Annotated in this window: 22 protein-coding genes; 10 read left to right on the top strand and 12 right to left on the bottom strand. The window is 64.5% G+C overall.

Annotated elements, in window-relative coordinates; genetic code table 11:
* Window positions 1-3 precede the first annotated feature (3 nt).
* Genes I6F28_RS32480 through I6F28_RS32470 form a run of 3 tightly spaced genes read right to left on the bottom strand, consistent with a single transcriptional unit; the run spans window position 4 to window position 3,017 of the window.
* Window positions 4-1,107 carry an ABC-type transport auxiliary lipoprotein family protein gene (locus I6F28_RS32480; protein ID WP_036029008.1) on the bottom strand — a complete coding sequence of 368 codons (1,104 nt, stop codon included), beginning with the start codon at window positions 1,105-1,107 and terminating at the stop codon, window positions 4-6.
* A 3-nt stretch (window positions 1,108-1,110) separates the two neighbouring features.
* Window positions 1,111-1,878, bottom strand: a complete 768-nt coding sequence (locus I6F28_RS32475) for an ABC transporter ATP-binding protein (protein ID WP_036007500.1) — start codon at window positions 1,876-1,878, stop codon at window positions 1,111-1,113.
* A 2-nt stretch (window positions 1,879-1,880) separates the two neighbouring features.
* Window positions 1,881-3,017: an ABC transporter permease gene (locus I6F28_RS32470; RefSeq protein WP_036007528.1), complete on the bottom strand. Its 1,137-nt coding sequence runs from the start codon at window positions 3,015-3,017 to the stop codon at window positions 1,881-1,883.
* 177 nt (window positions 3,018-3,194) lie between these two features.
* Between I6F28_RS32470 and I6F28_RS32465 the strand changes: the two genes are divergently transcribed.
* Window positions 3,195-3,470 (top strand): hypothetical protein, encoded by a 276-nt coding sequence (locus tag I6F28_RS32465; protein ID WP_225142918.1) that lies wholly within the window; start codon window positions 3,195-3,197, stop codon window positions 3,468-3,470.
* A complete protein-coding gene (locus I6F28_RS32460) occupies window positions 3,471-3,959 on the top strand; it encodes a phage holin family protein (protein WP_225142917.1) in 489 nt (162 codons plus the stop codon).
* A gap of 107 nt (window positions 3,960-4,066) precedes the next feature.
* Here the strand turns inward: I6F28_RS32460 and I6F28_RS32455 are convergent, their stop codons facing one another.
* The gene (locus I6F28_RS32455; protein ID WP_225142914.1) at window positions 4,067-6,760 is read right to left on the bottom strand and encodes a bifunctional acetate--CoA ligase family protein/GNAT family N-acetyltransferase; all 2,694 of its coding nucleotides are present in this window, start codon (window positions 6,758-6,760) and stop codon (window positions 4,067-4,069) included.
* Window positions 6,761-6,824: 64 nt separating this feature from the next.
* A complete protein-coding gene (locus I6F28_RS32450; RefSeq protein ID WP_057028676.1) occupies window positions 6,825-7,658 on the bottom strand; it encodes a universal stress protein in 834 nt (277 codons plus the stop codon).
* 178 nt (window positions 7,659-7,836) lie between these two features.
* Here I6F28_RS32450 and I6F28_RS32445 point away from each other — a divergent pair, with 178 nt between their 5' ends.
* From I6F28_RS32445 to I6F28_RS32435, 3 genes are read left to right on the top strand one after another with little or no spacing between them, the layout of a single operon-like run.
* On the top strand, window positions 7,837-8,820 hold the full coding sequence (locus I6F28_RS32445) for a zinc-dependent alcohol dehydrogenase family protein (RefSeq protein ID WP_225142913.1): 984 nt from the start codon (window positions 7,837-7,839) through the stop codon (window positions 8,818-8,820).
* A 23-nt stretch (window positions 8,821-8,843) separates the two neighbouring features.
* Window positions 8,844-10,382 carry a bifunctional aminoglycoside phosphotransferase/ATP-binding protein gene (locus I6F28_RS32440; RefSeq protein WP_225142960.1) on the top strand — a complete coding sequence of 513 codons (1,539 nt, stop codon included), beginning with the start codon at window positions 8,844-8,846 and terminating at the stop codon, window positions 10,380-10,382.
* Window positions 10,382-11,368 (top strand): CHAD domain-containing protein, encoded by a 987-nt coding sequence (locus tag I6F28_RS32435; RefSeq protein ID WP_225142912.1) that lies wholly within the window; start codon window positions 10,382-10,384, stop codon window positions 11,366-11,368. Before I6F28_RS32440 ends, I6F28_RS32435 begins: the two co-directional genes overlap by 1 nt.
* Here I6F28_RS32435 and I6F28_RS32430 read toward each other — a convergent pair.
* Complete coding sequence (locus I6F28_RS32430) at window positions 11,365-13,191, bottom strand: PHA/PHB synthase family protein (protein ID WP_225142911.1); 1,827 nt, start codon at window positions 13,189-13,191, stop codon at window positions 11,365-11,367. The two genes, I6F28_RS32435 and I6F28_RS32430, sit on opposite strands and share 4 nt — an antisense overlap.
* Window positions 13,192-13,398: 207 nt before the next feature.
* Between I6F28_RS32430 and I6F28_RS32425 the strand changes: the two genes are divergently transcribed.
* On the top strand, window positions 13,399-14,127 hold the full coding sequence (locus I6F28_RS32425) for a CBS domain-containing protein (RefSeq protein ID WP_225142910.1): 729 nt from the start codon (window positions 13,399-13,401) through the stop codon (window positions 14,125-14,127).
* 12 nt (window positions 14,128-14,139) lie between these two features.
* Here the strand turns inward: I6F28_RS32425 and I6F28_RS32420 are convergent, their stop codons facing one another.
* The 3 genes from I6F28_RS32420 to I6F28_RS32410 form a co-directional block, all read right to left on the bottom strand.
* Window positions 14,140-14,598 carry a RidA family protein gene (locus I6F28_RS32420; RefSeq protein WP_109143015.1) on the bottom strand — a complete coding sequence of 153 codons (459 nt, stop codon included), beginning with the start codon at window positions 14,596-14,598 and terminating at the stop codon, window positions 14,140-14,142.
* A gap of 21 nt (window positions 14,599-14,619) precedes the next feature.
* On the bottom strand, window positions 14,620-16,311 hold the full coding sequence (locus I6F28_RS32415; protein ID WP_225142909.1) for a benzoate-CoA ligase family protein: 1,692 nt from the start codon (window positions 16,309-16,311) through the stop codon (window positions 14,620-14,622).
* A 144-nt stretch (window positions 16,312-16,455) separates the two neighbouring features.
* Complete coding sequence (locus tag I6F28_RS32410) at window positions 16,456-16,974, bottom strand: MarR family winged helix-turn-helix transcriptional regulator (protein ID WP_225130381.1); 519 nt, start codon at window positions 16,972-16,974, stop codon at window positions 16,456-16,458.
* Between the two features lie 250 nt (window positions 16,975-17,224).
* Between I6F28_RS32410 and I6F28_RS32405 the strand changes: the two genes are divergently transcribed.
* Both I6F28_RS32405 and I6F28_RS32400 read left to right on the top strand, forming a co-directional pair.
* Complete coding sequence (locus I6F28_RS32405) at window positions 17,225-18,400, top strand: ABC transporter substrate-binding protein (RefSeq protein ID WP_225130379.1); 1,176 nt, start codon at window positions 17,225-17,227, stop codon at window positions 18,398-18,400.
* 30 nt (window positions 18,401-18,430) lie between these two features.
* Complete coding sequence (locus I6F28_RS32400) at window positions 18,431-18,886, top strand: cupin domain-containing protein (RefSeq protein WP_225130377.1); 456 nt, start codon at window positions 18,431-18,433, stop codon at window positions 18,884-18,886.
* Window positions 18,887-18,995: 109 nt separating this feature from the next.
* On the opposite strand, the gene I6F28_RS32395 is transcribed toward I6F28_RS32400, so the two are convergent.
* The 3 genes from I6F28_RS32395 to I6F28_RS32385 form a co-directional block, all read right to left on the bottom strand.
* Complete coding sequence (locus tag I6F28_RS32395; RefSeq protein ID WP_225130375.1) at window positions 18,996-20,246, bottom strand: flavin-dependent oxidoreductase; 1,251 nt, start codon at window positions 20,244-20,246, stop codon at window positions 18,996-18,998.
* Window positions 20,247-20,544: 298 nt separating this feature from the next.
* A complete protein-coding gene (locus I6F28_RS32390; RefSeq protein ID WP_036007565.1) occupies window positions 20,545-21,381 on the bottom strand; it encodes an enoyl-CoA hydratase family protein in 837 nt (278 codons plus the stop codon).
* Window positions 21,382-21,422: 41 nt separating this feature from the next.
* Window positions 21,423-22,184 carry an SDR family NAD(P)-dependent oxidoreductase gene (locus tag I6F28_RS32385; protein ID WP_225130373.1) on the bottom strand — a complete coding sequence of 254 codons (762 nt, stop codon included), beginning with the start codon at window positions 22,182-22,184 and terminating at the stop codon, window positions 21,423-21,425.
* A gap of 211 nt (window positions 22,185-22,395) precedes the next feature.
* Between I6F28_RS32385 and I6F28_RS32380 the strand changes: the two genes are divergently transcribed.
* Together I6F28_RS32380 and I6F28_RS32375 are read left to right on the top strand one after the other, a co-directional pair.
* Window positions 22,396-23,193, top strand: coding sequence for an alpha/beta fold hydrolase (locus tag I6F28_RS32380; protein WP_225130371.1), 798 nt, complete (start codon window positions 22,396-22,398; stop codon window positions 23,191-23,193).
* Between the two features lie 12 nt (window positions 23,194-23,205).
* Entirely contained in the window at window positions 23,206-24,495 is a 1,290-nt protein-coding gene (locus I6F28_RS32375) for an acyl-CoA dehydrogenase family protein (RefSeq protein WP_225142907.1), read from the top strand.

Here is a 24,495-nt window from a genome sequence, read left to right as displayed (position 1 = left end):
CCCTCACACCGCCTGCACGGTCCATCCGATCAGCTCCTTGGCGATGCGCGCGAAGGCGGCATCGAAGGCGGCGACTGAAGCGGCCGGTTCGACCTTGTCGAGCTTTTCGCTGGCCTCGATGAGGCGCGATGCGATCACCTTGCCATTCTTGTCGACGATCCGAGCCGACAGTCCGATCTCGGCCCGCGCCTCCCCATCCGTCGCGATCCGAAAGCGCCGGATGTCGAGCAGGAGCTGGTAGTCCGCCGGCCCGAGATCCGTCGTGCGCAGCGGGGCGTGGGCGATGTCGTAGTTCTCGAAACTGTCGATCAGGCGCGCCTGCACCAGTTTCGGAATGCTATCAGCCCAGAGGAAGTCCGCAAAGCCCGGCCTGTCGCCGCCAGGCGCGAACAGCATGCGCTGGGTCTGCAGCATCGCCACCGCCGTCGGCTCGGGAATGGCCAGTGAGGCCGATAGCGTCTTGCCGGCCGGCCCGAGATTCTGCGGCGTGCGCAGGTCGTAGGTGACCTTCTGCGCGGGCGTGCCGCCGCCGGTCATCTTGTCGAGGCCTGCCAGGATGCCGTCGATCTTGCCGGTGTTGCGCGCGAGCCCGTCGGAGAAGGTCTTGAAATTGGCAATGGTGTCCTTCAGCGGGCCGGAATTGTCCTGAAGCACCGTGTCGACCCGCCGCAGCGCATCGCGCGCCGCCTGCGTCATGCTCTGGCCTGCGCCGGCCTCCGCGATCAAGGTCGGCAGCTCGCCCGACTTGGCGACGATCACGCCCCCCTCCAATGTCACCACGGGAACGCCGGTCAGGCCCTGGAATTCGAGGCCGACCTTGGTGTCGGCACGCACCGGCGTCGCGGTGGCAACCGAGATCGTCGCATTGACGAAGCGCGGGTTATCAGGCGCGAGTCCGAGCTGGGTCACCTCTCCGACGCGAATGCCGTTGAACAGCACGCCGGCGCCGACCAGCAGGCCGGGCACCGGCCCCTGGAATTGCACGTGGTAGCTAGTGCGCGGCCCGATGCCGCCGGTGTTGTTCAGCCAATAGACGAAGCCGAACACTGCGACGATCGCGGCCAGCACGAAACTGCCGATCAGCACATAGGGAGCGCGGGTTTCCATCTCTCATCTCATCTCGTGTTGCAGCATCTGCGAGCGCTTGCCGTGGAAGTAAGCGCGCACCCAGGGATGCTCGGATTGCAGCAATTCGCGCATCGGGCCGATCGCCACGATCTTGCCGTCGGCGAGCGCGGCGACGCGGTCGCAGACCGTGGTCAGGCTCGCAAGGTCATGGGTCACCATGAACACGGTGAGCTCCAGGGTCTTTTGCAGCGTCTTGATCAGCGCGTCGAACTCGCCGGCGGCGATGGGGTCGAGGCCCGAGGTCGGCTCGTCCAGGAACAGGATCGGCGGATCGAGCGCGAGCGCGCGCGCCAGCGCCACGCGCTTGGTCATGCCGCCGGACAGCTCCGCCGGATATTTGTCGGCGTCCTCCGCACGCAGGCCGACCATCTCGAGCTTGGCGATCGCGATCTCGTCCATCAGCTCCTGCGACAGGACGAGATTTTCGCGCAAGGGAAACTGGACGTTCTGGCGCACCGTCAGCGAGGAGAACAGCGCGCCCTGCTGGAACAGGATGCCCCAGGCCATCGCTGCGCCGCGGCCGTGGCCGCCGGCGGGTTGTCCCATGACCTCGATGGTCCCGCTCCGGCGCGGGATGAGGCCGATGATGGTCCGCATCAAGACCGATTTGCCGCCGCCGGAGGCACCCACCAGCCCGAGGATCTCGCCGCGGCGGACGTCGAGCGACAGATGGTCGAGCACGGTTTGACGGCCGAAGCCGACCACGAGGTCACGGACGCGGATGGCGAACTCGTCTTGTGGTCCGTCCATCGTCACATTCCGATCGAGGCAAAGAACACGGCGAACAGGCCGTCGAGCACGATCACCAGGAAGATCGATTTCACCACCGACGTCGTGGTCTGCCGCCCCAGCGACTCCGCGCTGCCCTTGACGCGCAATCCCTCGCTGCAGGCCACGATCCCGATCACCAGCGCCATGAACGGCGCCTTCAGGATGCCCACTTCGAAATGTGCGACGGAAATGGCCTCGTGCAGGCGCGCGATGTAGATCGCCGGCCCCATGTCGCCATAGAACTGCGCGACCAGCCCGCCGCCATAGAGCGCGGCGATCGATCCGATGAAGGTGAGGATGGGCAGCGCAACTACCAGGGCCGCAACGCGCGGCAGGATCAGGACGTCGACCGGATCGAGCCCCATGGTCGAGAGCGCGTCGATCTCCTCGCGCATCTTCATCGAGCCGAGCTCGGCCGTGTAGGCGCTCCCCGACCGTCCCGCGACCATGATGGCGACGATCAGCACGCCGAGCTCGCGCAGCACCAGGATGCCGACCATGTCGACCGTGTATGATTCCGCGCCGAATCTACGGAAGTGGAAGAAGCCCTGCTGCGCGATGATGGCGCCGATCAGGAAGGTGATCAGCGTGACGATGGGGATCGCCTGCCATCCGATGCGGTAGAGCTGATACACCAGAGAGGTCAGCCGCAGCGAACGCGGCCGGCGCAGCACGCCGACCACGGCCATGAACAAGGCGCCGAGCATCTGGAGGAAGATCGTGACGTCCTCCCGCGCGCCGACCGCGGACTTGCCGAGATCACCCAGCCGCGCCAGAACCGGATTGGGCGCGGCCGCCGAAGCCGGTGTGCGGCGGTTGACCTGGCGCACCTCGTCCATCAGCCCGCTGAAATGATCGGCGACGCCGACGAATTCGGCTGGCCTGCCTGACGAGGCGGCCCTGCGCGACAGCTTCTCCAGGACCCAGGCGCCGAGCGTATCGAGCGCGCTGATCCCCGACATGTCCAAGGATACGGCGCGCGAACGATCGACGTCGGCCCCGACCGAGCGGGACAAGGTCTCGAGCGTCACCACGTTCGCGGCGGTCCAGGGCCCCTCGGGGCGCAATTTCAGCACGTCGCCGGACGGCGTCGCGTGCAGCAGCGGTTCGTGGTTCACGCTTTCCACCTCATCGGGACAATCGGTCCCCATTCAGCCGGCATTTCTAGGCCAGCATGTGGCGGCCGGATTGACCTGTCTCAAGACCCCGAACGGGCTCCGCCTCTTGACGCAAATCAAGCGCGATCGCACAGGCTGGTCTTAGGCTCCTTTGAATTTAATGAGGACACCAAATCCATGTTCGACAGTGACAGGATGAGCGAGGAATTGCGCACGCTGAAGGTCGACGTCACGCACTTGTTGAGCACCGCCGGCGAGGAGATGTTCGAGAGCTCGAAAGCTCGCACTGATGCGCTCGCCGATCAGATCAGGGCCGCACTCGCCGAGCTCGGCGAGACCGTCGAACAGGAGGGGGAGACGCTCCAGGGCCTCGTTGCGGAGCGTCCGATCACATCGCTCGCCTCTGCCTTCGCGCTGGGCGTGGTTGTCGGCTTCATGCTGAGGAGACACTAGGTGAATACCGAGAATGTCGTCAAACATCTGCGCGTGCTGTGGCGCACCGACAGGATCATCGCCGACATCAGGCTGCGCCATTTGCTGATCGGCCTCGGCCTGCGTGCCTTCGCGGCGCTGATCGCCGCGTTCGGGCTGCTGATGCTGGAGCTGTCGGCCTATTTCGCACTGGTGCAGATCTGGAGCGCGATTACCGCGGCTGCCATCCTCGGCGCCGTCAATTTCGTCATCGCGGCCGCTCTCTTCCTGATCGCCGGCCGCGCTCCGTCGGGGCGTGACATCGAACTCGCCAACGAAATTCACGACACCTCCATCGAAGCCCTCCAGCTCGAGGCCCGTGCGCTCCAGGCCCAGGTGTCGGGCGCGGTGCATCATCCGCTCAGCACGATCGTGCCGGTGCTGCTGCCGCTGATCGCGGTCATCATCAAGACTCTGCGGGCGACGACCGGGACGTCCGATGATGCAAATTCGGCCGAGGCGCGCTCGTAAAGCGCGATGCGATTAGGATGAATCATCGCGCTTTAGGTTGTTGTTTGAGCATGATCTTTTCGGAAAACCGCTACACACTTTTCCGGATCATGCTCTAGCTGACGCGATCAGAGCTTGAGCCTGACGTCGCAGATTTCAGGCTCGGCCGGGTCCGGCTTGACCTCGAAGCCGAGCTGCCGGCACATGTCGAGCATCACTGTGTTCTCCTGCAGCACGTCGCCCGATATGGTCTTCAATCCTTCCGACCGCGCGTAGTCGATGATCAGCTGCATGAGGGCCCAGCCGAGTCCCCTGCCCTTGAGGTCGGACCGCAGCAGGATCGCGTATTCGCCGGTCTCGTAGATCGAGTCGGAATGGAGCCGGACCACGCCGACCATTTCGCCGCTGGCCTCCTCGAATGCGATGAAGGCCATCGCGCGCGCATAGTCGAGCTGGGTCAGGCGTGCGATGAATTCGTGGGTGAACTCCTTCATCGGGGCGAAGAAGCGCAGGCGAAGGTCGTGCGCCGTGACGTGACGCAGGAATTCGTGGATGGTCGGCTCGTCCTCGGGGCGCATGGGCCGCACGAAGATGCGCCAGTCCTCCTTGAGCTTGAGGCGGCGCTCCCATTGCGATGGATAGGCGCGAACGGCGAAATTGGCCGGGCCGGAGCCGGCGAACTTCCGCTGTGGCGGCCCGACCGCGACGCGGGCATCCACCGCGGTCACGCCGGTTTCGTCGGCCAGCAGCGGGTTGATGTCGAATTCGCGGATCTCGGGAATGTCGGCCGCCATCTGCGCCAGCTTGACCAGCACCATGGCGACGGCGTCGTGCTTCACCGCCGGCACGTCCCGATAGGCCTTCAGCAGCCGCGACACGCGCGTGCGGTCGATCAGATCGCGGGCCAGTTGCAGATCGAGCGGCGGCAGCGCCAGCGCCTTGTCGTTGATGATCTCCACCGCCGTGCCGCCGCGGCCGAAAACCACCACCGTGCCGAAGGTCGGATCGTCGGCAAGTCCGAGGATCAGCTCGCGCGCCTTTGCCTTGACGACCATGGCCTGGACGATGACGCCGCCGATGCGCGCCTCGGGCCGCAGCTTTCGCGCTCGCGCAAGAATGTCCGTCGCCGCCGCACGGACGGCCTCCGGCGACGTCAGATTGAGCACGACGCCGCCGACGTCGGATTTGTGGGTGATGTCGCGCGACATGATCTTCAGCACGACGGTGCCGCCTTGCGCGAAGATGTCCTTTGCATAGGCTACCGCCTGCTCGACATCGGCTGCCGCACAGGTCGGCACCATCGCGATATCGTAGGCTTCGAGCAGGTGCTTGATCTCGACGGGTTCGAGCCACTGGCGGCCATCCGCGATCGCGGCGGTGACGATCTCTCTCGCCCCCCTCGCATCCGGAACGAACGTGTCGGGCATCGCGGGAGGCACCTGGGTCAGCTCCTCCACCACCTCGCGGTGCCGGACCAGATGCATGAAGCCGCGCACGGCGTCGTCCTCGGTCGGATAGTTCGGCACGCCGGCGCTGGAGAGTGCCTGGATGATGTGCTGATCGGCCCCGACCCAGGCCGCCAGCACGGGCTTTGCCCATCGGCGGTGCTGCTCGCGATACTTGGCCACGAGCTCCGTCACGGTCTTGGCGATCTCGGCGGCCGATGCGATCGCGGTCTGCACGTTGAGGACGAGGACTGCGTCGTTGTCGCGATCGGCCAGCAGTTCCTCCAGCGCCGCTGCGTAACGCGCAGCGTCGGCGTCGCCCACGATGTCGACGGGGTTTGCACCGGACCAGGTCGGCGGCAGCGCCGCATCAAGCTTCCTGCGCGCGTCAGTCGAGATGGTTGCCGGAATACCGCCGAGCTCGACCAATCGATCGACGGCGAGGACGCCGATGCCACCACCGTTGGTCAGGATGGCGAGACGCTTTCCGGTCGGCGATTCGACGCGGCCGAGTGTCTCGGCACAGTCGAACAGCTCGCGCAGGTCGGACACCCGCAGCACGCCCGCGCGGCGGAACGCCGCGTCATAGACGGCGTCGGCACCGGCGAGCGCCCCGGTATGCGTGGCAGCGGCCTTCGCACCCTGCGCCATGCGGCCGGACTTCACCACGACGACGGGCTTCACCCGCGCGGCGGCGCGCGCCGCCGACATGAACTTGCGCGCGTCCTTGATCGCCTCGATGTAGAGCAGGATCGCGCGGGTCTTGTGATCCATCGCGAAATGGTCGAGCAAATCGGCAATGTCGACGTCGATCTGATCGCCGATCGAGACGATGCCGGAGAAGCCGACGCCGCGCTGCGCGGCCCAATCCACCATGCCGGCGGCAATGGCGCCCGATTGCGAGATCAGCGCGAGGTTGCCGGCCCCCGGCATGTGCGCGGCGAAACTGGCATTCAGGCTGACGCCGGGCATCATGATGCCGAGGCAGTTCGGCCCGATCAGCCGCATGCCGTGTTTGCGGGCGGCAGCGCTGGTCGCCTCGTGCAGCGATCCCGGTCCCTGGCCGAGACCGGCCGAGACGATCAGCGCACCCGCAGATCCGCGACGGCCGGCCTGCTCGACGATGCCTGGAATCTCGCCCGCGGGCGCGGTGACGACGACAAGCTCGGGCACGAAGTCCAGCCTGTCCAGGCTCTTCACCGCCGCGAGGCCGCCGATCTCGGCGTGGCGCGGATTGACGAGGCCAAACCGCCCCTTGAATCCCGCTTTCCGAATGTTTTCCAGGACCGCGCGTCCAACGGACGCCGGACGCGCGCTCGCGCCGACGAGCGCAACCGAGCGCGGCGACAGCAGGTTGTTCAGACGATAAGTCGACATGAAAACAAATGCGCCGCGCCAGCGGCGGTTCCGATGATTGGACGATCCGGCTGGAAGAAGACGCCTAGTGCGAGATCATAACCCAGCATGGTGGCTGGCCAATGACGGTCTTTGTCACACCGCCCCACACGATCTCGTTCAGGCGAGAATGATGATAGGCGCCCATCACGATGGCATCGATGCCATGGGAATTCGCCCAGCTTCCCAATACTTTGCCGGTCGAGCGGCCGCCCCCCTTCGTGGTTTCGAACGAGGCAAAGACGCCGTGTTCCCGCAAATGGTCGACGAGTGCCGTTCCGGATCGGACGACCGCGTCCGTCTCGTCCTCCGCCACGGTCAGCACACGAACCGAACTGGCAGCCTGAAGAACAGGCAACGCATCGCCGACCGCACGCGCGGCCCGTGCAGAATGATCCCAGGCAATCACGACGTTCTCGAACTCGGGCCTGAGCTCGTCGGCGCGATGTTCGGGACAGAGCAGAAGCGGCCGGCCGGATTCGAACAACAACGCCTCCACGATGGTCTCCGTTCGACTGTCATGCGGTTTCACGGGAACCAGCGCGAGGTCGCTGAAGCGGGCGTGCTCGGCCAGGATCGCTCCGATCTGATCCGCAGGCACCTTGCCCGACCGGCCCTGGGCGCGGACGTTGGCGCAGCAAGCCGCATCGGTGAATGCATTCAGCAGCTGCTGCATGTCGCTCGCCTCGAGGCTGGCCTGCGCGAATTCGCGATCGTCAGGCAGCATCACCTTCGGTCGCTCGAAAACATCTTCCTCGAGCGCGAGCGCGGTGATCCTGGCGCCGAGATCGGCGGCGACAGAAACGCATTTCTCGATCGCAACCAGGGCTGGCCCGCGCGGCTGGCCGACAAGGGGCAGAAACACATCCTTGATGGGCATCGGAATTCTCCTGAGCCACCATGATAGGCGGGCTGTCGTCGAGACCCTTGATCCGCGTCAAGACCGGGGGAAACTCCGTCCGATCAGCCCGGGAAACAGGCGTTGACTGACGTCAAGGACTGGCCACTCGGCCGTTCTATGGATACTTCAGTCGGAGCGGTTCGCCCCGGAGACAGACATGCGTGCGATGGTGTTGCCGACCCCACGAGCGCGGCTCCGGATGGAGGAGCGGCCCGACCCGATGCCGGGCGAGGGTCAGATCCGGGTGAAGATCAGCGCCTGCGGTGTATGCCGGACCGATCTTCATCTCGTCGATGCCGAGCTGCCCGGCATCCGCTATCCGATCGTGCCTGGCCACGAGATCGTCGGCCGGGTCGACCTCATCGGCGCGAATGTGACGACACATGCGCCTGGTGACCGGGTCGGCATTCCCTGGCTCGGCTTCACCTGCGGAAAATGCCGCTTCTGCCGCGAGGGTATGGAAAACCTCTGTGATGCACCGCTGTTCACCGGCTACACGCGCGACGGCGGCTACGCGACCCACACCATCGCCGACGCACGTTACGCTTTTCCGCTCGGCGAGTCCGGCAGCGACGTGGAGATTGCGCCCCTGCTGTGCGCGGGGTTGATCGGCTGGCGCTCGCTGGTCCTGGCCGGTCCCGCCGAGAGGCTCGGTCTCTATGGCTTCGGCGCGGCCGGCCACATCATTGCGCAAGTCGCGGCTTGGCAGGGACGCTCCGTCCATGCATTCACGCGGGCCGGCGATGCCGCTGCACAAGATCTTGCCCGCCGTCTCGGCGCTGTCTGGGCGGGGTCATCGGACCAGGTGCCCGACGAGCCGCTCGACGCCGCGATCATCTACGCGCCAACCGGCGAGCTGGTCCCGGCGGCGTTGCGCGCCGTGCGCAAAGGTGGTCGCGTCGTCTGCGCCGGCATCCACATGAGCGACATTCCAAGCTTTCCGTATGATCTTCTGTGGCAGGAACGGCAGCTGGTCTCGGTCGCCAACCTGACCCGGCAGGATGGCCTCGATTTTCTCAAGGTCGCGCCGCAAGCCGGCGTGCGGACCGAGACGACGGCGTTTCCGCTCGATCAGGCCAATGAGGTCCTGACCATGCTGCGGAATGGCCAGATCCTCGGCGCGGCCGTGCTGACGCCCTGATGGTGCTTGCCATGTCCGCTTCGATGAAGGATGACACGGCGGCTCAGGAGCGCATCTTTCGGATGCTGACCGACCATCCCGGCGTGATGCGCATCGACACGCATGCCGCCTCGGTGTTCCTGGACGCAAAGCGTGCGCTGAAGATCAAGCGCGCCGTCCGGTTTCCCTTCCTCGACTATTCGACGCTCGAAAAGCGCAAGGCGGCCTGCGAGGAGGAGATCCGGATCAACCGGCCCCTGGCGCCGCAGATCTATCGTGGTGTCGTGGCGATCACGGAAGAGGCGGATGGATCGGTGAAGGTCGAGGGCGCCGGCCGGCCGATCGAGTATGCGGTCGACATGTCGCGCTTCGACGAAAGCAGGACGTTGGATCATCTGGCCGAGGCCGGCCCGCTGGACGCGAAGCTTGCCTCCGCCGCCGCCGACGCCATCGCGGCGTCGCACGCGGCGGCGACACGCGCCGACGGAAAAGCATGGGTCTCCTCCATCCCGGCCCTGATCGACGGCAACACCAATGGTCTGCGGGCCGGCGGCCATTTCAGCGCAGACGAGATCGAGCAACTCGCCAACGCTTCGCATGCGGCCTGTCTGCGTATTCGTCCCCTGCTCGCAGAGCGCAGCCGCCGGGGCTTCGTGCGCCGCTGCCATGGCGATCTGCATTTGGCAAACATCGTCATGATCGATGATCGACCCGTGCTGTTCGACGCGATCGAGTTTGACGCGCAGATGGCGACGGTCGACGTGCTCTACGATCTCGCATTCACGCTGATGGACCTGTTGCAGCACCACCAGCCGAGCGCGGCAAACATAGTGCTGAACCGCTATCTCGCCGCGACGCCGGCCGACAATCTCGATGCGCTCTCGACCCTGCCGCTGTTCATGTCCATCCGGGCGGCGATCCGCGCCCAGGTGGCGCTGGCGCGACTGAAACCGCCGCACTCCGACGATCCCGGCATCGTCGACCAGGCACGGCGTTATTTCGACCTCGCCGGGACGCTGATCCGCCCTCCTGCTCCGCGTCTGATTGCGGTCGGCGGACTGTCCGGCACCGGAAAGACCGCCTTGGCGCACGCGCTCGCGCCGGTCGTGGCACCGGAGCCGGGCGCCGTCATGCTGCGCAGCGATCTCGTCCGCAAGCAGATGTTCGCCGTCGAGGACACCCATCGCCTGCCACCTTCAGCCTATACGCCGGAGGTCACGGCCCGCGTCTACGACACGCTGGTGCAACAGGCCCGGCGGGTGCTGGCGCAGGGCCATTCGGCGATCGTCGACGGCGTATTCGCGCGCGAGGACGAACGCGATGCGATCGCGGCGCTGGCGCGCAAGTGCAACGTGACGTTGAATGGGCTGTTCCTGGTCGCAGACCTTGCGACCCGGCAGGCGCGCATCGGCAGCCGCCGAGGAGACGCATCGGACGCCACGCCGGAGGTTGCCGCGCTGCAAGAGCACTATAATATCGGCCATGTCGGCTGGGCGACCATCGATGCATCCGGGACACAGGAGCAGACGCTTCAGAACTGCCGGAACGTCATCGCTGAGGGGCAAACAAGGCAATCAGACTGATGCGGGCAAGGAAGTCGCGACCCACCACGCGCTCGATAGCGACTGGGGAAGCCAAGCCGGCGACGCGGCGCAATGCGCTGCCCGCCCGCCTCAGCCCCGGCATGGCCTGCGACACGGCCTTCCGCATCATCGCCCGCCGACACCTCGGCGCGGTGATCGCTCAGCACGACGGCACCTGCCGCGGCGATCCGGATGCGCTGCACCAGATCCGGATCGCACTGACTCATCTGCGGACTGCCATCCGCTTCTTCTCGCCAATGGTCGACGATAACGTGCGACCGGAAGTCTGGGCCGAACTGAAATGGCTGAACAGTCAGCTCGGCATGGTGCGGGACCTCGACGTGGCCATCGAGCGGATCGTCGCAGAGAGTAGCGACGAGCTCGCGGTGGTCGCCGAGCTTCAGCGCTGGGACGAAAAACGCGCGGAGAGCCATCGGCTGCTGGCGCGTGCGCTGCAATCGGCGCGGTATCGCCGCCTGGTTGAGCAAACCTCGACGTGGATCGAAAGCGGCCCCTGGTCGACCCGCCGCAGCAAGGAAGCGATGCGGTTGCGCCGCTGCACCCTCGCCGACCATGCGACGGAGCGGCTGACCGAGTGGGAGACGACGCTGCTCAAGAAGGCCCGTAAGCTGAAGAAGCTCGATGTCGAGAAACGTCACAAGCTGCGGCTCCTCAACAAGCGGATGACCTACTCGGTCGAGTCGCTTGCGGATCTGTTCGCCGATGGGGTGGCGACGAAGCAAAAGTCCATCCTCAAGCAATTGCGCAAGGCACAACGCTCGCTCGGTCAATTGAACGACGATGCGCGCGGACAAGCGCTGGCGGCGTCGTTGAATGGCGCCGGCATCGATGCCAGCAATCGCTTCCTCAACCGCAAACGCGAGAAGAAGTTGTTGCGGAAGGCGTCAACGGCCTATCGCAAATTGGACAAGGCCAAACCGTTCCGCTCCTCGGATCTCACGCCGAGATCGGAGCCGGAGGCTTAGGTGTGGACGTAGTCCCCCGGCGCACCCGGCAGGCCGAGGGCGTCGCCAAGTCCGATCTGCGGCGGATCGCAGGGCGCGCCGGAACGTGCCGCCAGCCAAGTGGTCCATTCCGGCCACCATGAGCCCTCGACGCGCGGGGCCAGCTTCAGCCATTCATCCGCACCGATATAGGGCGCATCGGCAGCCTTGGTCAGCACCTGATAAAAGTGGCCCTCCTCCTGCGGAGGCGCCACGACACCGGCATTGTGACCGCCGCTGGTCAACAGGAACGTTACGTCGGCATCGACCTGATAATGGATCTTGTAGACGGATCGCCAGGGCGCCACGTGATCGGCGAGCGTGCCGACCACGAACATCGGGGTATGAATGTCGGACAGGGAGACGCTCCGGCATTCGACCCGATAGCGACCTTCCGCCAGATCGTCGTTCAGGAACAGCTTGCGCAGATACTCCGAGTGCATGCGATAGGGTAGCCGCGTGGCGTCGGCATTCCAAGCCATCAGGTCGCTCGGTGGCGAGCCGTCGCCCATCAGATAATCACGCGAGAGCCGCGACCAGATCAGCTCGTTGGAGCGCAGGAGCTGGAACGCGCCCGCCATCTGTGTCGTGTCGAGATAACCGCGCTGCCACATCATGTCTTCGAGGAAGGCAACCTGGCTCTCGTTGATGAAGAGCGTCAGTTCGCCGGCCTCCGTGAAATCGGTTTGTGCGGCGAGAAGCGTGACGGTGACGAGACGGCTATCGCCGTCCCGCGCCATGGCCGCCGCGGCAATCGACAGCAACGTCCCGCCAAGGCAATAGCCGAGCGCATGGATCTTCCGGCCCGGCACGATCTGCCCGATCATGTCCAGCGCGGCCATCACGCCCAGCTTGCGGTAGTCGTCGAAGGCAACATCCCGATCGTTCGCATCCGGATTGCGCCAGGAGATCGCGAAGACGGTGAAGCCCTGAGCGGTCAGGTATTTGACCAGGGAATTCTGCGGCGACAGATCGAGGATGTAGTACTTCATGATCCAGGCCGGCACGATCAGAATCGGCTCCGGCCGCACCTGCGCAGTCGTCGGATGGTACTGGATCAGCTCGATCAGGCTGTTGCGGTAGACGACCTTGCCGGGCGAAGCCGCCACCGTCTTGCCAACAACGAACTGATTCTCGCCGGCCAGCTTCGAGCCGGAGAGCAGACGCATCAGGTCGCTGCACCAGTTCTGCCAGCCGAACACGAAGTTCTCCCCGCCGCTTTGGAACGCTTTTTCCAGCACCTGCGGATTGGTGGCGGCGAAGTTCGAGGGCGCCAACATATCGAGCATCTGGCGCATCGAGAACTCGACGATGGCCTCATTTGCGTGCGACACGCCGCGTATGCCGGTCGTGGCATCGTGCCACCAGCGCTCGGTGAGCAGAAACGCCTGCGCAAGCAGATTGAACGGCGCGGCTTCCCATTGCCGGTCTTTGAAGCGGCGATCCCGCCCCTGCGGCCGAATGACGGACCATGGTTCTTTGGATGTCGCGTGAGCGGCAGCTTCCATGAAGCGGCCTGAGTCGCGGAAGATATTGCGGAAGAGCTCCATCTGGTGCTGAGGCGCCGCCGCAAGATGCGCGCCCCAGTCGAGCCAGGCGAGCGACAAGGCAACAGGCGAGATTCCGCCCGTGAACCGCGCCAGCATGGCATGAAACGCGCGATCGAGTGGATACGAATCCGTTGTTTGCGGGCAAGTGCAGTCAGCCGGCGTGCCTGCGACCCTTTCGGAAATCCCGGCAGCCGGCCTGATAGCGGGAGCTTGCAGCGGCGCTTCGGCCCGCGGGAAGATCTTCACGACGCTCATGGCTCATTGTTCCTGCGGGCTTCTGTTCTACGCCTGCGGCAGGATATGGCGACGCTTCCGGTGCGCGTTGAGCTGCATCAAATCGCGACACGGATCAAAATCGGTTCAATCCGGACAAGCTTTGTCCGCTTGACCTGGGTCAAACCGCACCCCGATGGACTCACTAGGCTTTGTCTATTGAGATTGACATGCCAGCGGAGTTTGTCCATGCGCGCCCACCAGATCATGACCCGGTCGGTCATCTCGGTCACCCCCGACACCAGCATCGTCGAGGCGGCCAACATCATGCTGAAGCGACATGTGAGCGGCCTCACGGTGGTCGACGCTACCGGCAAGTTGGTCGGCGTGGTGTCGGAAGGAGATTTCATCCGCCGCAGCGAGATCGGCACCGGGCGCAAGCGTGGGCGCTGGCTGCGGTTCATCCTCGGTCCGAGCAAATCCGCCAGCGACTTCGTCCATGAGCACGGCCGCAAGGTCTCGGAAGTGATGACCGACCTGCCCGTGACCATCACCGAGGATATGGCGCTTGCGGAGATCGTCGATCTCATGGAGCGGAACAACGTCAAGCGGCTGCCGGTGGTGCGCGGCGACAAGGTCGTCGGAATCGTGTCCCGCGCCAACCTGTTACAGGCCGTGGCCGGGCTCGCCCGCGAAGTGCCGGATCCGACCGCGGACGACGACCACATTCGCAGCCGCATCATCGACACCATGGAGAAGAACGACTGGTGCCCGTTCGGGCTGAACGTCATCGTGCGCGACGGTATCGTTCATCTCAGCGGCGTCATCACCGAAGAGCGCGCTCGGCAAGCCGCGATCGTCGCCGCGGAGAACGTCGAGGGCGTAAAGAAGGTGCACGATCATCTCTGCTGGGTCGACACCATATCCGGCGTCTACCTCAACTCGCCCGAAGACGACGAGCTCGCCAAAGCGAGCTGATCGCCGCGGAGTTCAGCTCGGAATGACGGCGGTGGCTTCGATCTCGACGCGCGCCGCCTTCTCGACGAGGCGGACGACCTGTACCAGGGCCATCGCTGGATAGTGCGTTCCGAAGACGTCGCGGTAGATCCTGCCGAGCTCCTTCAGATTGGCCAGATACTCGTCCATGTCGACGACGTACCAGGTCAGGCGCACGAGGTGCTCGGGCCGGGCACCGGCCTCGGCCAGGATCGCTGCGATGTTGTCCAGGGTCTGGCGCACCTGCGCGACGAAGCCATCGGCGAGACGCTCCTCGGCGTCCCAGCCGATCACCCCGCCGGTGACGACGATGCGTCCTTCGGCAGCCATGCCGTTGGCATAGCCCTTCGGCAGCGGCCAGCCTGACGGCTGCAGGATCTGCGCCTTGGTGCGCGTTCCATCCTCGGCTGCGGTCGGCAGGACCGCGAGTTGCGGGCTTTTCGGCGTCGTCACAGACAATTCTCTATCCTTCTCTCATTCCGCGGCGACGCCTGAGGACGTCACTGCAGCCTGCGCCAGCTGCCGCAGGGCAAAGCGCTTCAGCTTGCCGGTCTCGGTCTTCGGCAATTGCGCGACGAACTCGATGGCGCGCGGATATTTATACGGCGCGATCTCGCGTTTGACGTGCTCCTGCAACTCGGCCACCAGCTGAGCGTCAGGGGTCACGCCGGGCGCGGCAATGACATAGGCTTTGACGATCATGCCCCGCGCCTCGTCCGGCGCGCCAACCACACCGCATTCGGCGACCGCCGGATGCGTAAGCAGCGCCGCTTCGACGTCAGTTCCTGCGATGTTGTAGCCGGCCGACACGATCATGTCGTCGGAGCGCGACTGGTACCAGAAATAGCCGTCGCTATCCATCAAATAGGTGTCGCCGGTGATGTTCCAGCCGTTCTGGACGTATTTCCGCTGCCGCTCGTCGGCCAGATAGCGGCAGCCGGTCGGCCCGCGCACGGCGAGAAAGCCCATCGTTCCGGGCGGCACGTCGCGGCCCTCATCATCGACGATCTTGGCTTCATAGCCCGGCACGGGCTTGCCGGTGGCGCCGGGGCGGATCTCGTCCTCGGTCGCGCTGATGAAGATGTGCAGCATCTCGGTCGAGCCGATGCCGTCCATCAGCTTGATCCCGGTCGCCTTGAGCCAGGCATCGAATGTCGGCTTGGGCAGAGTCTCGCCCGCGGAGACGCATTTGCGGAGCGAAGAAATGTCGCGGCCTGCGAGCTTGCCAAGCATGGCGCGGTATGCGGTCGGCGCCGTGAAGCAGACCGTGGTCTTGTACTGCTCGATCGCATTCAGAATGTCGTCCGGCGTCGTCTTCTCCAGCACGACGAAGGAGGCGCCGATATGCATCGGAAACAGCACGCCGCCGAAGCCGAAGGTGAAGGCGAGCGGCGCCGAGCCGATAAAGCGATCGTTTTGCTCGGCGCGCAGAATGTTGCGCGCATAGCCGTCACAGACCGCGAGCATGTCGCGGTGGAAATGCATGGTGCCCTTGGGATCGCCGGTCGTGCCCGAGGTGAAGGCGATCAGGCAGATGTCGTCGGCGGCGGTATCGACCGCCTCGAACTCCGGACTGGCATCGGCGATCAACGCTTCGAGCGAATCCGCCGCGCCATTGCCCCAATAGACGGCCCGCTCGAGGCCCGGTGCCGCAGCCTTCGCCTTCTCCATCTCCTCGGCGAGCTTTCCATCGCATAGCGCCAGCGTGATCTCCGCCTTCTGGATCGGATAGGACAGCTCCTTGGCGCGCAGCAGCGGCATCGTCGCCACGCAGATTCCGCCGGCCTTGATCACCGCGAGATAAGTTGCAACCATCATCGGATTGTTGGCCGAGCGCAGCAGCACACGCCCGCCGGTGACGAGGCCGAGCTTGCCAACCAGCACATTGGCGATGCGGTTCACCAGCGCCTGCAGCTCGCGATAGGTGTAGCTGAGGCCTGGGCTGATGACGCAAGGGGCATCGCCGTGGCCCTGCTCGACCCAGCGATCGAGGAAATAGCTGACGCAGTTCAGTCGCGGCGGATAGTTCAGCTCCGGCCGCGTGAAGATGAATTCGGGCCAGAGCTCGCGCGGCGGCAGATGTTGCCGCGCGAACGTGTCGACATGGGCCGTCGCGGCGCTGCCGTCAGACGAGCCCGTCACTTGAATCTTGGCGGCGTTGGCCATCGCACGCTCCTTTCAGCATGGATTGCACCCGGCAGCACGATCTGGAAAACATTTTAGGCTTAAAACAATTCGGCGCAATAGGGGATTTTGGGCATCCCGTGCTTTTTCATGCGGCAAAGGGTGTCGGGCTGTCGCGCCCGCAGGCTACGGCCGGCGGCGGGCGGCCGATTTCTGCGCGGACGCCTTGGTCTTGGCGAGGAGGCGCATCAATTCGCGCACATCCTTCGGGGAGAGATCGGCGAACAGATCGGCGATCCAGGTCTCGTGCTCGGCGGCCATCCTGCGGAACTCGGCACGCCCGAGCTTGGTCAGCCGGATCACCTGGACGCGGCGATCGGTGTCTGAGGTCCGCCGGTCGAGATGGCCTGATTCCACCAGGCGCTCCACGAGCCCGGTCACATTGCCGTTCGAGACCATCATGCGCTTGGAGACATCTGACAGGGTCATGCCGTCAGGCGCCTTGTCGAGCTGTGCCATCAGGTCGAAACGCGGCAACGTGACGTCGAACCGCTGCCGCAGCCGGCCGCGCACCTCGCCCTCGATCAGCGTCGTGCACGTCAATAGCCGCAGCCACAGCCGAAGCTCTTCGGCGTGGTCCTCCGGTGTTTCGACGGCCTTGGTCTCAGAATCGAGCATGTCGATGCAGTCACTCACGGCCGGCATTGGCGCGGGCGGATTCCCCCAACGTTTTGAGCTTCAAATAAATCCGAGCCGGCCGCAAGTCCAAAGCTGCAACAATCGACCGCACGCCAATTTCTTTAGGCTTCAAATAATTGGCGCGCAGCTTGCATGCATCGCTGCTCGCAGGATGCGACGCCCCGCGCTCGGCTTGCCGCGGCCGCCGTCATCGGCATAAGCTTTGGATTGGAGTACGTGGCTTGCAGCGCAAGCCAATCGTCACGAGGGACAGATCATGAAGACGAAAATAACCTTGGCCGCAGCTGCGATGCTACTCGGCACCGTGGTGACCCCTGCCCTCGCCCAGGAAAAAATCAAGCTGGGTGTGATCGTGACCCTATCGGGGCCCGCCGCAGCGCTGGGCCAGCAGGTTCGCGACGGCTTCGCCCTCGCCGTGAAGGATCTCGGCAGCAAGATGGGTGGCCGCGATGTCGAGGTCGTCGTCGTCGACGATGAGCTGAAGCCGGATGCTGCGGTGACCAAGGTGAAGGGCCTTCTGGAACGTGAGAAGGTCGACTTCGTGGTCGGGCCGATCTTCTCCAACATCCTGCAGGCCATCCACCGGCCCATCACGGAGTCGAAAACCTTCCTGATCAGCCCCAATGCCGGTCCGTCGACCTTCGCCGGCAAGGATTGCAACCCGTTCTTCTATGTGACCTCGTATCAGAACGATCAGGTGCACGAGATCCTCGGCAAGGTCGCGCAGGACCGCGGCTACAAGCGGATGTACCTGATGGTGCCGAACTATCAGGCTGGCAAGGATTCGGTGGCGGGCTTCAAGCTGGACTACAAGGGCGAGATCGTCGAAGAGTCCTACATGCCGCTGAACACGTTGGATTTCCAGCCGGAGCTCTCCAAGATTTCCTCGCAGAAGCCCGATGCACTGTTCACATTCATGCCGGGCGGCCTCGGCGTCAATCTCGTCAAGCAGTACCGGCAGGCCGGGCTCGCCGATACTATTCCGGTGCTCTCGGCCTTCACGGTCGATGAATCGACCCTGCCGGCACAGCAGGATGCGGCGGTGGGCATGTTCGGTGGCGCGAACTGGGCGCCCAATCTCGACAATCCCCAGAACAAGAAGTTCGTTGCCGCCTATGAGGCCGCCTACAACAGCGTTCCCGGCACCTACGCCTTCCAGGCCTATGATGCCGCGATGCTGATCGACAGCGCAGTCAAGGCCGTGAAGGGCAATCTCTCCAACAAGGAGGCCGTTGGCGCCGCGTTGAAGAAGGCCGACTTCACCTCGCTGCGCGGGGCCTTCAAGTTCAACAACAACAATTATCCGATCCAGGATTTCTACCTGACCAAGGTCGCCAAGCGTCCGGACGGCAAGTTCCAGACTGAGATCGTGCAGAAGGTGTTCGAGAATTATGGCGACCGCTATGCCAAGGACTGCAAGGCGGCGAACTAAGGCCGTGTATTGCGTTACGGGAGGACTGCAATGAAGAGCGAAATCACCGGCATCACGCGGGCCAATGAGGGAATTCAGGGTATTTCCTGGAACATCCTTGGCCAGACCTACGTGCCGAAGAGCTACGCCGAGAACAGCTTCTCCTGGCACGCGACGCTGCCGCCGGGCACCTTCGTGCCGCCGCACATTCACCCCGACCAGGATGAGTATCTCTATATGCTGGAGGGCAAGCTCGATTTCATGCTGGGCAATTCGGAGGCGCAGGCCAATGCGGGCGACCTGATCCGCCTCGGCATGGGCGTGCCGCACGGCATCTTCAACAAGTCGGAGCAGACCGCCAAGGTGCTGTTCTGGGTCTCGCCGAGCCGCAAGCTGTTCGACCTGTTCTGGGGTCTCCACAACATGAAGGAGCAGAAGCCCGAGGACGTCGTGGCGATGGCCGCCGAGTTCAACATCCACTTCCTACCGCCGCCGCCCGGCGGCTAGAGCATTGTCCGGAAAAGTGCGTAGCGGTTTTCCGAAAAGATCATGCTTAAACAAGAACCCTAAAGCGCGATGACGATTCGTCCCAATCGCATCACGCTTTAGGCGCGCTTCAGGCGCGCACCGCCGCGAGTCCGGGCACCGCGGCGAAACCTGCCTTGGTGGCATAGCCGCGCACGATGGCCTCGCGCTGGGAATAGCTCAGGACGTTGTCGACATTGTCGAAGCCGTCGGGCGCGAGCTGCTCGACGGCGTCGATAACGCCCTCCGGCCCGCCGCGCCGGTTGGAGCGGACGATTTCAGCCGTCATCGGCAGACGCTTCTTCTCGTATTCGAGCAAAGCCTGACGCGGGTGTTCGGCGCGCACCAGCACATCCGCAAGACAGCGCGCGTCGAGAATGGCCTGCGAGGCGCCGTTCGATCCAACCGGATACATCGGATGCGCGGCATCGCCGAGCAGCGTGACCCGGCCCAATGACCAATAGGGCAAGGGATCGCGATCGCAGGTCGGATATTCGTAGAATTCGGGCGTTGCCGAGATCAGGCTTTTCACGTCGATATAGGGCACCGAGAAGCGAGCCACATGCGGCATCAGCTCTTCGCGGCGGCCTGGCCGCGACCAGTCTTCCTTCCGCGGCGGCGGCGCGTTGCCCTCGCCCACCTTCACCAGCACCGCCCAATTGGTCAGGCGGCTCGCCGGGCTCGATCCTTCCGCGATCGGATAGATCACCACCTTGGCATTGAGACCGCCGGCCACGATCATCGATTTGCCGGTGAGAAACAGCGGCCAGTCGCGCGCACCGCGCCACAGCATGAGGCCGTTCCAGCACGGCGGCCCTTCGTTCGGAAACAGCGTCTCGCGGACGCGCGAGTGAATGCCGTCGGCGCCGATCAGGATATCGCCGCGCGCGGTGTGGACATGGGCGCCGGCGCGATCGAAGAAGTAAGCGGTGACGCCGCCCTCGTCCTGCGTGAAGGCGCCGAGCCGGCAGCCGGTGTGAATCGCCTCACGGCCCAACCGCTGCTCGACGGCACGATGGATGACGCCCTGAAGCCGGCCGCGATGGATCGAGAATTGCGGCACATCGTGGCCGGCGTCGATGCCGCGAGCTTCGCGCCAGACCTCCTGGCCATGGCGGTTGAGATAATAGAGCTGATCGGTGCGGATCGCGACCTCGTCGAGCTTCTGCAGCAGGCCGAGGCCGGCCAACTCCCGCATCGCGTGCGGCAGCGTGTTGATGCCGACGCCGAGCTCGCGAATGGTGTCGGCCTGCTCGAAGATCTCGCAATCCAGGCCGCGCGAGCGGAACATCAAAGCCGTCGTGAGACCACCGATACCGCCACCGACGATAATCGCCTTCATCGCCCTAACTCCACTCGAACCGCAGGCAATGGGTTAACGTCGCACGGGCGGTCACTCCGCCGCAAGCGGCTTTGTCGCCTCCGTCTTGAGCTCGGCCCGGGTCTTGGGCTTAGCCTTAATTATCAGCTCCTCGAGATCCTGCCGGTCGCGGAACCCGAATACATGCGCATCGGCGACATCACCGCGCGATTGGCGAACTTCATCTCACGCAGGCGGCAATCAAATTATTCTTAAGCCTAAAATAATCTCCCGCAAGTCCCCCTATTCGCTGGATTGGCTGCAGATAATTGCGACCGGCTCAGTCGCCCCTGAAGACCGGTTTGACCTTGTTGGCGAAAGCCTCGAAGGCGCGCTCGAAATCCGCCGTTGTCATGCACAGGGCTTGAGCCACGGCCTCCGCCTCGATCGCCTCCTCCACCGACATCGCCCATTCCATGGCCAGCATCCGCTTGGTCATGGTGTTGGCGAAGGTCGGGCCTTCCGCGACCTGCTTGGCCAGAACCTGCGCCTGGGGCAGCACCTGCTCTGGCGTGACGATGCGGCTGAAGAAGCCCCAGCGCTCGCCCTCTTCCGCCGTCATGAACCGGCCGGTGTAGAGCAGCTCGGAGGCGCGGGACTGCCCGATGATCCGCGGCAGGATGGCGCAAGCGCCCATGTCGCAGCCGGCCAACCCCACCTTGTTGAACAGGAACGCCACCTTGGCCCCGCTCGCCGCAAGGCGCATATCAGACGCCATCGCGATGATCGCTCCGGCCCCGGCACAGATACCTTCGACCGCGGCTACGATCGGCTGCGGACAGGCCCGCATCGCCTTGACGAGGTCGCCGGTCATGCGCGTGAAGGCGGTCAGACCCTTGGTGTCCATCTTCACCAGCGGGCCGATGATCTCGAACACGTCGCCGCCGGACGAGAAATTGCCGCCGGCACCCGTCACGACGATGGACTTGACCGCGTCGTCGAAGGCGCAGGCGCGGAAGAAGTCGGTCAGTTCCCGATAGCTCTCGAACGTCAGCGGATTCTTTCGTTCGGGACGGTTGAGCGTGACCGTCGCAACGCCGTCGACCGCGGCGAGCAGGAAATGCTGCGGTGAGTAATCCGCAAGCGGCACGGTAACGGGATTGGCTGGTCTGCTCATGGGATCTCCTTGGCTTTCTTTTTCCGCGCCTGCCAGGCAGGCTAGACTTCGCCACCGGCCACTGCGATCGCCTGTCCGGTGATCGAGCTCGCGCCCTCCCCGCACAGCCAGAGAACCGCGTCTGCGACCTCCTGAGGCGTAACCAGGCGCCCTTGCGGATTGTGCTTCGCGAGCTCGGCAATTGCCTGCTCGCGGGTCCGGCCCGTCTTCTTCACGATGTTGTCGATGCTCCCGGCGACGAGGTCGGTGTCGGTGAAGCCGGGACACACCGCGTTCACGGTGACGTTGCTTCCGGCCATCTCGAGAGCAAGGGAACGCACGAGGCCGATGACGGCGTGCTTGGCCGCTGCATATGCGCTGACATAGGCGTAGCCCTTGAGGCCTGCGGTGGACGCTACCGCGACGATGCGGCCGTAGGGACGATCCTTCATGCCCGGCAGCACGGCCTGGACGGCATGCACCACGCCCATGAAATTGACATCCATCATCCGGCTGAAGAGCGCGCTGTCCGATTTCGCGAACGGCGCCGATTCAGCGCTGCCCGCGTTGGCAATCAGGATGTCGATCGGCTTGCGCGCACTTGCCCCGGCGATCGCGGCTTTCAGAGACGCTTCGTTCGAGACATCAGCGACAGCCGCAAAGTGCGCGGCGCCTGCATTGACCGCCTCCTCGAGAACCGCCGCGTTCCGGCCAAGCACGGTCACGGTCGCACCGGCGCCGACGAGAGCGGACGCGATCGCGCGGCCGATGCCGCGCCCGCCTCCGGTGACCAGCGCGTGCGGCGAATGCGGCAATCCGGACATGCGCTGGCTCCCTCGGATATCGTGACCAGTGTTCGATATATTTTAACCTTCAAGTTTTTGCAACGAAAGCGGCGCTTGGTCGGGGAATGATGCAGCATGAGCGACGGCCCGAAAATTGCTTTAAGTATAAAATTATCGCTTTCCATCCTCGAAAGGCCTGTTAGCATCGAGGGGCCCAGCAGAAGGATGTCGCGTGTCGCAGCCTGTGCCAATGATAACAAAGGACGGACGCTTCGCCTACGAAGCCGCGGGCGATCCGGGCGCGATACCGCTGATCTTCCTGCACGGCATCGGCGGCGCGGCGCGGGCCTGGCGGGGGCAGCTTGCGACATTTGGCGACCGCTTCCGCGCGATCGCATGGGACATGCCCGGTTATGGAGGATCGGCGCCGCTTGCGAGCGTCAGTATCGCTGCCCTGGCGGAGGCGCTGCAGCAATTCATCGCGCAACTCGGCGTCAGCAGGCCCGTTCTGGTCGGCCATTCCATCGGCGGCATGATCGTTCAGAAGTGGCTGGTTCAGTCCCCCAAGTTGGCACGCGCAGTCGTGCTGGCGCAGACCAGCCCTGCGTTCGGAAAGGCGGACGGCGACTGGCAGAAATCATTCATCGCAGCGCGACTGGGACCGCTTGATCGCGGGGAGACGATGAAGTCGCTGGCCCCCTCCCTGGTGAAGGAGCTCGTCGGCGACGATCCCGATCCGAACGGGATGGAGGTTGCCCGCGAATGCATGGGGAGCGTGCCCGAAGCGAGCTATCGCGCCATGATGCTGGCTCTCATCGGCTTCGATCAACGCAGCACGCTCGGAAATATCTCCGTTCCCACGCTGTTGCTGTCCGGCTCAAAGGACAACAACGCGCCCGCGCCGATGATGGCAAAGACGGCGACCTATATCCCGGGGGCCGAATATGTCGAGCTGCCTGGCGTCGGCCATCTCGCCAATCTCGAACGCCCCGACGCCTTCGACGAAGCTCTCGGCCGGTTCCTGAACTCGCTCGCGACCAAAGCTTAAGGTAACTGCGCGATGACCATGCAAGTCAGCAAGACGATTGGCACGACCGACAAGGTCGCGCTGGATGCGCCGATCTTCGATCCGGTCGCATTCCGCTTGAACGACGAGCAGGCCGGCATCATCACCCGCGCGAGAGAGATTGGCCAGACCGTGTTTGCCGGTCGCGCCGCCACTTACGATCGCGAGGCGACTTTCCCGACTGAAAATTACCGCGATTTGCATCGCATCGGCCTGCTCGGCATCGCCGTGCCCAAGAGGCACGGCGGCCTCGGCGCCGATTACCAGACCTATGCCCTGGCGGCAGCCGAGATCGGCCGCTATTGCGGCGCGACTGCACTGACCTGGAACATGCATGTCTGCTCGACCCTGTGGTCGGGTCCCCTCGCCGACGATCTCGACATGGATGCTGAGACTCGTGCCGAGCATGAGCGGCGGCGCGCGGTGCACTACAAGCGCATCGTCGAGGACGGTGCGATCTATTCGCAACCCTTCTCCGAGGGTGGAGCTGCCGCTGCGGGCGGCGTTGCTTTCGGTACCGAAGCAAGGCCAGTCGCGGGTGGCTGGATCGTCAATGGCAAGAAGATCTTTGCCTCGCTTTCGGGCCACGCCGACTATTACGGCGTGCTTTGCACCGAGATGGAGCAAGGCGAGAAGGCGTCGCGCCGCAACACGCTTTACCTGGCGATATCAGCCAAATCAGAAGGCGTCTCGGTCGTCGGCGACTGGGACCCGCTGGGCATGCGCGGCACGGTTTCGCGGACGCTGCTGTTCAAGGATGTGTTCGTTCCGGAAGATTCGGCGCTGATGCCGCGCGGCGCGTATTTCCAGGCAGCTCAGCGCTGGCCGCACATGTTCCTGACGCTGTCGCCGACCTATATGGGCCTGGCGCAAGCCGCCTACGACTTCACCGTGCGTTACTTGCGCGGCGAGGTCCCGGGCATGCCGTCGGTCAAGCGGCGGATGTACCCGACCAAGCAGATCGCGGTGGCGCAGATGCAGATCAAGCTGGAGCAGATTAAGGCAATCTGGTTCCAGGCCGTGACCGAGGCGCGCGCCAATCCGAGCAAGGAGCAAGTGCTGCGCGCCTATGCCGCGCAATATTCCGTGATGGAGGGCGCCAATGAGCTCGCCGCGCTCGCGATCCGCACCTGCGGCGGTCAGGCCATGCTTCGCTCGCTGCCGCTGGAGCGAATCTATCGTGACAGCCGCTGCGGCTCGCTGATGCTGCCCTGGACCGCCGAGCTCTGCCTCGACCGGATCGGGCGCGAAGCGCTGTACGAGGCCGGTGAAACGGACGACTGA

Source organism: Bradyrhizobium sp. NBAIM14, assembly GCF_020193895.1.
GTDB lineage: Bacteria > Pseudomonadota > Alphaproteobacteria > Rhizobiales > Xanthobacteraceae > Bradyrhizobium > Bradyrhizobium yuanmingense.
Note: the sequence above shows the minus strand (reverse complement) of the source record. Positions and strands in the feature narration are given on the sequence as shown.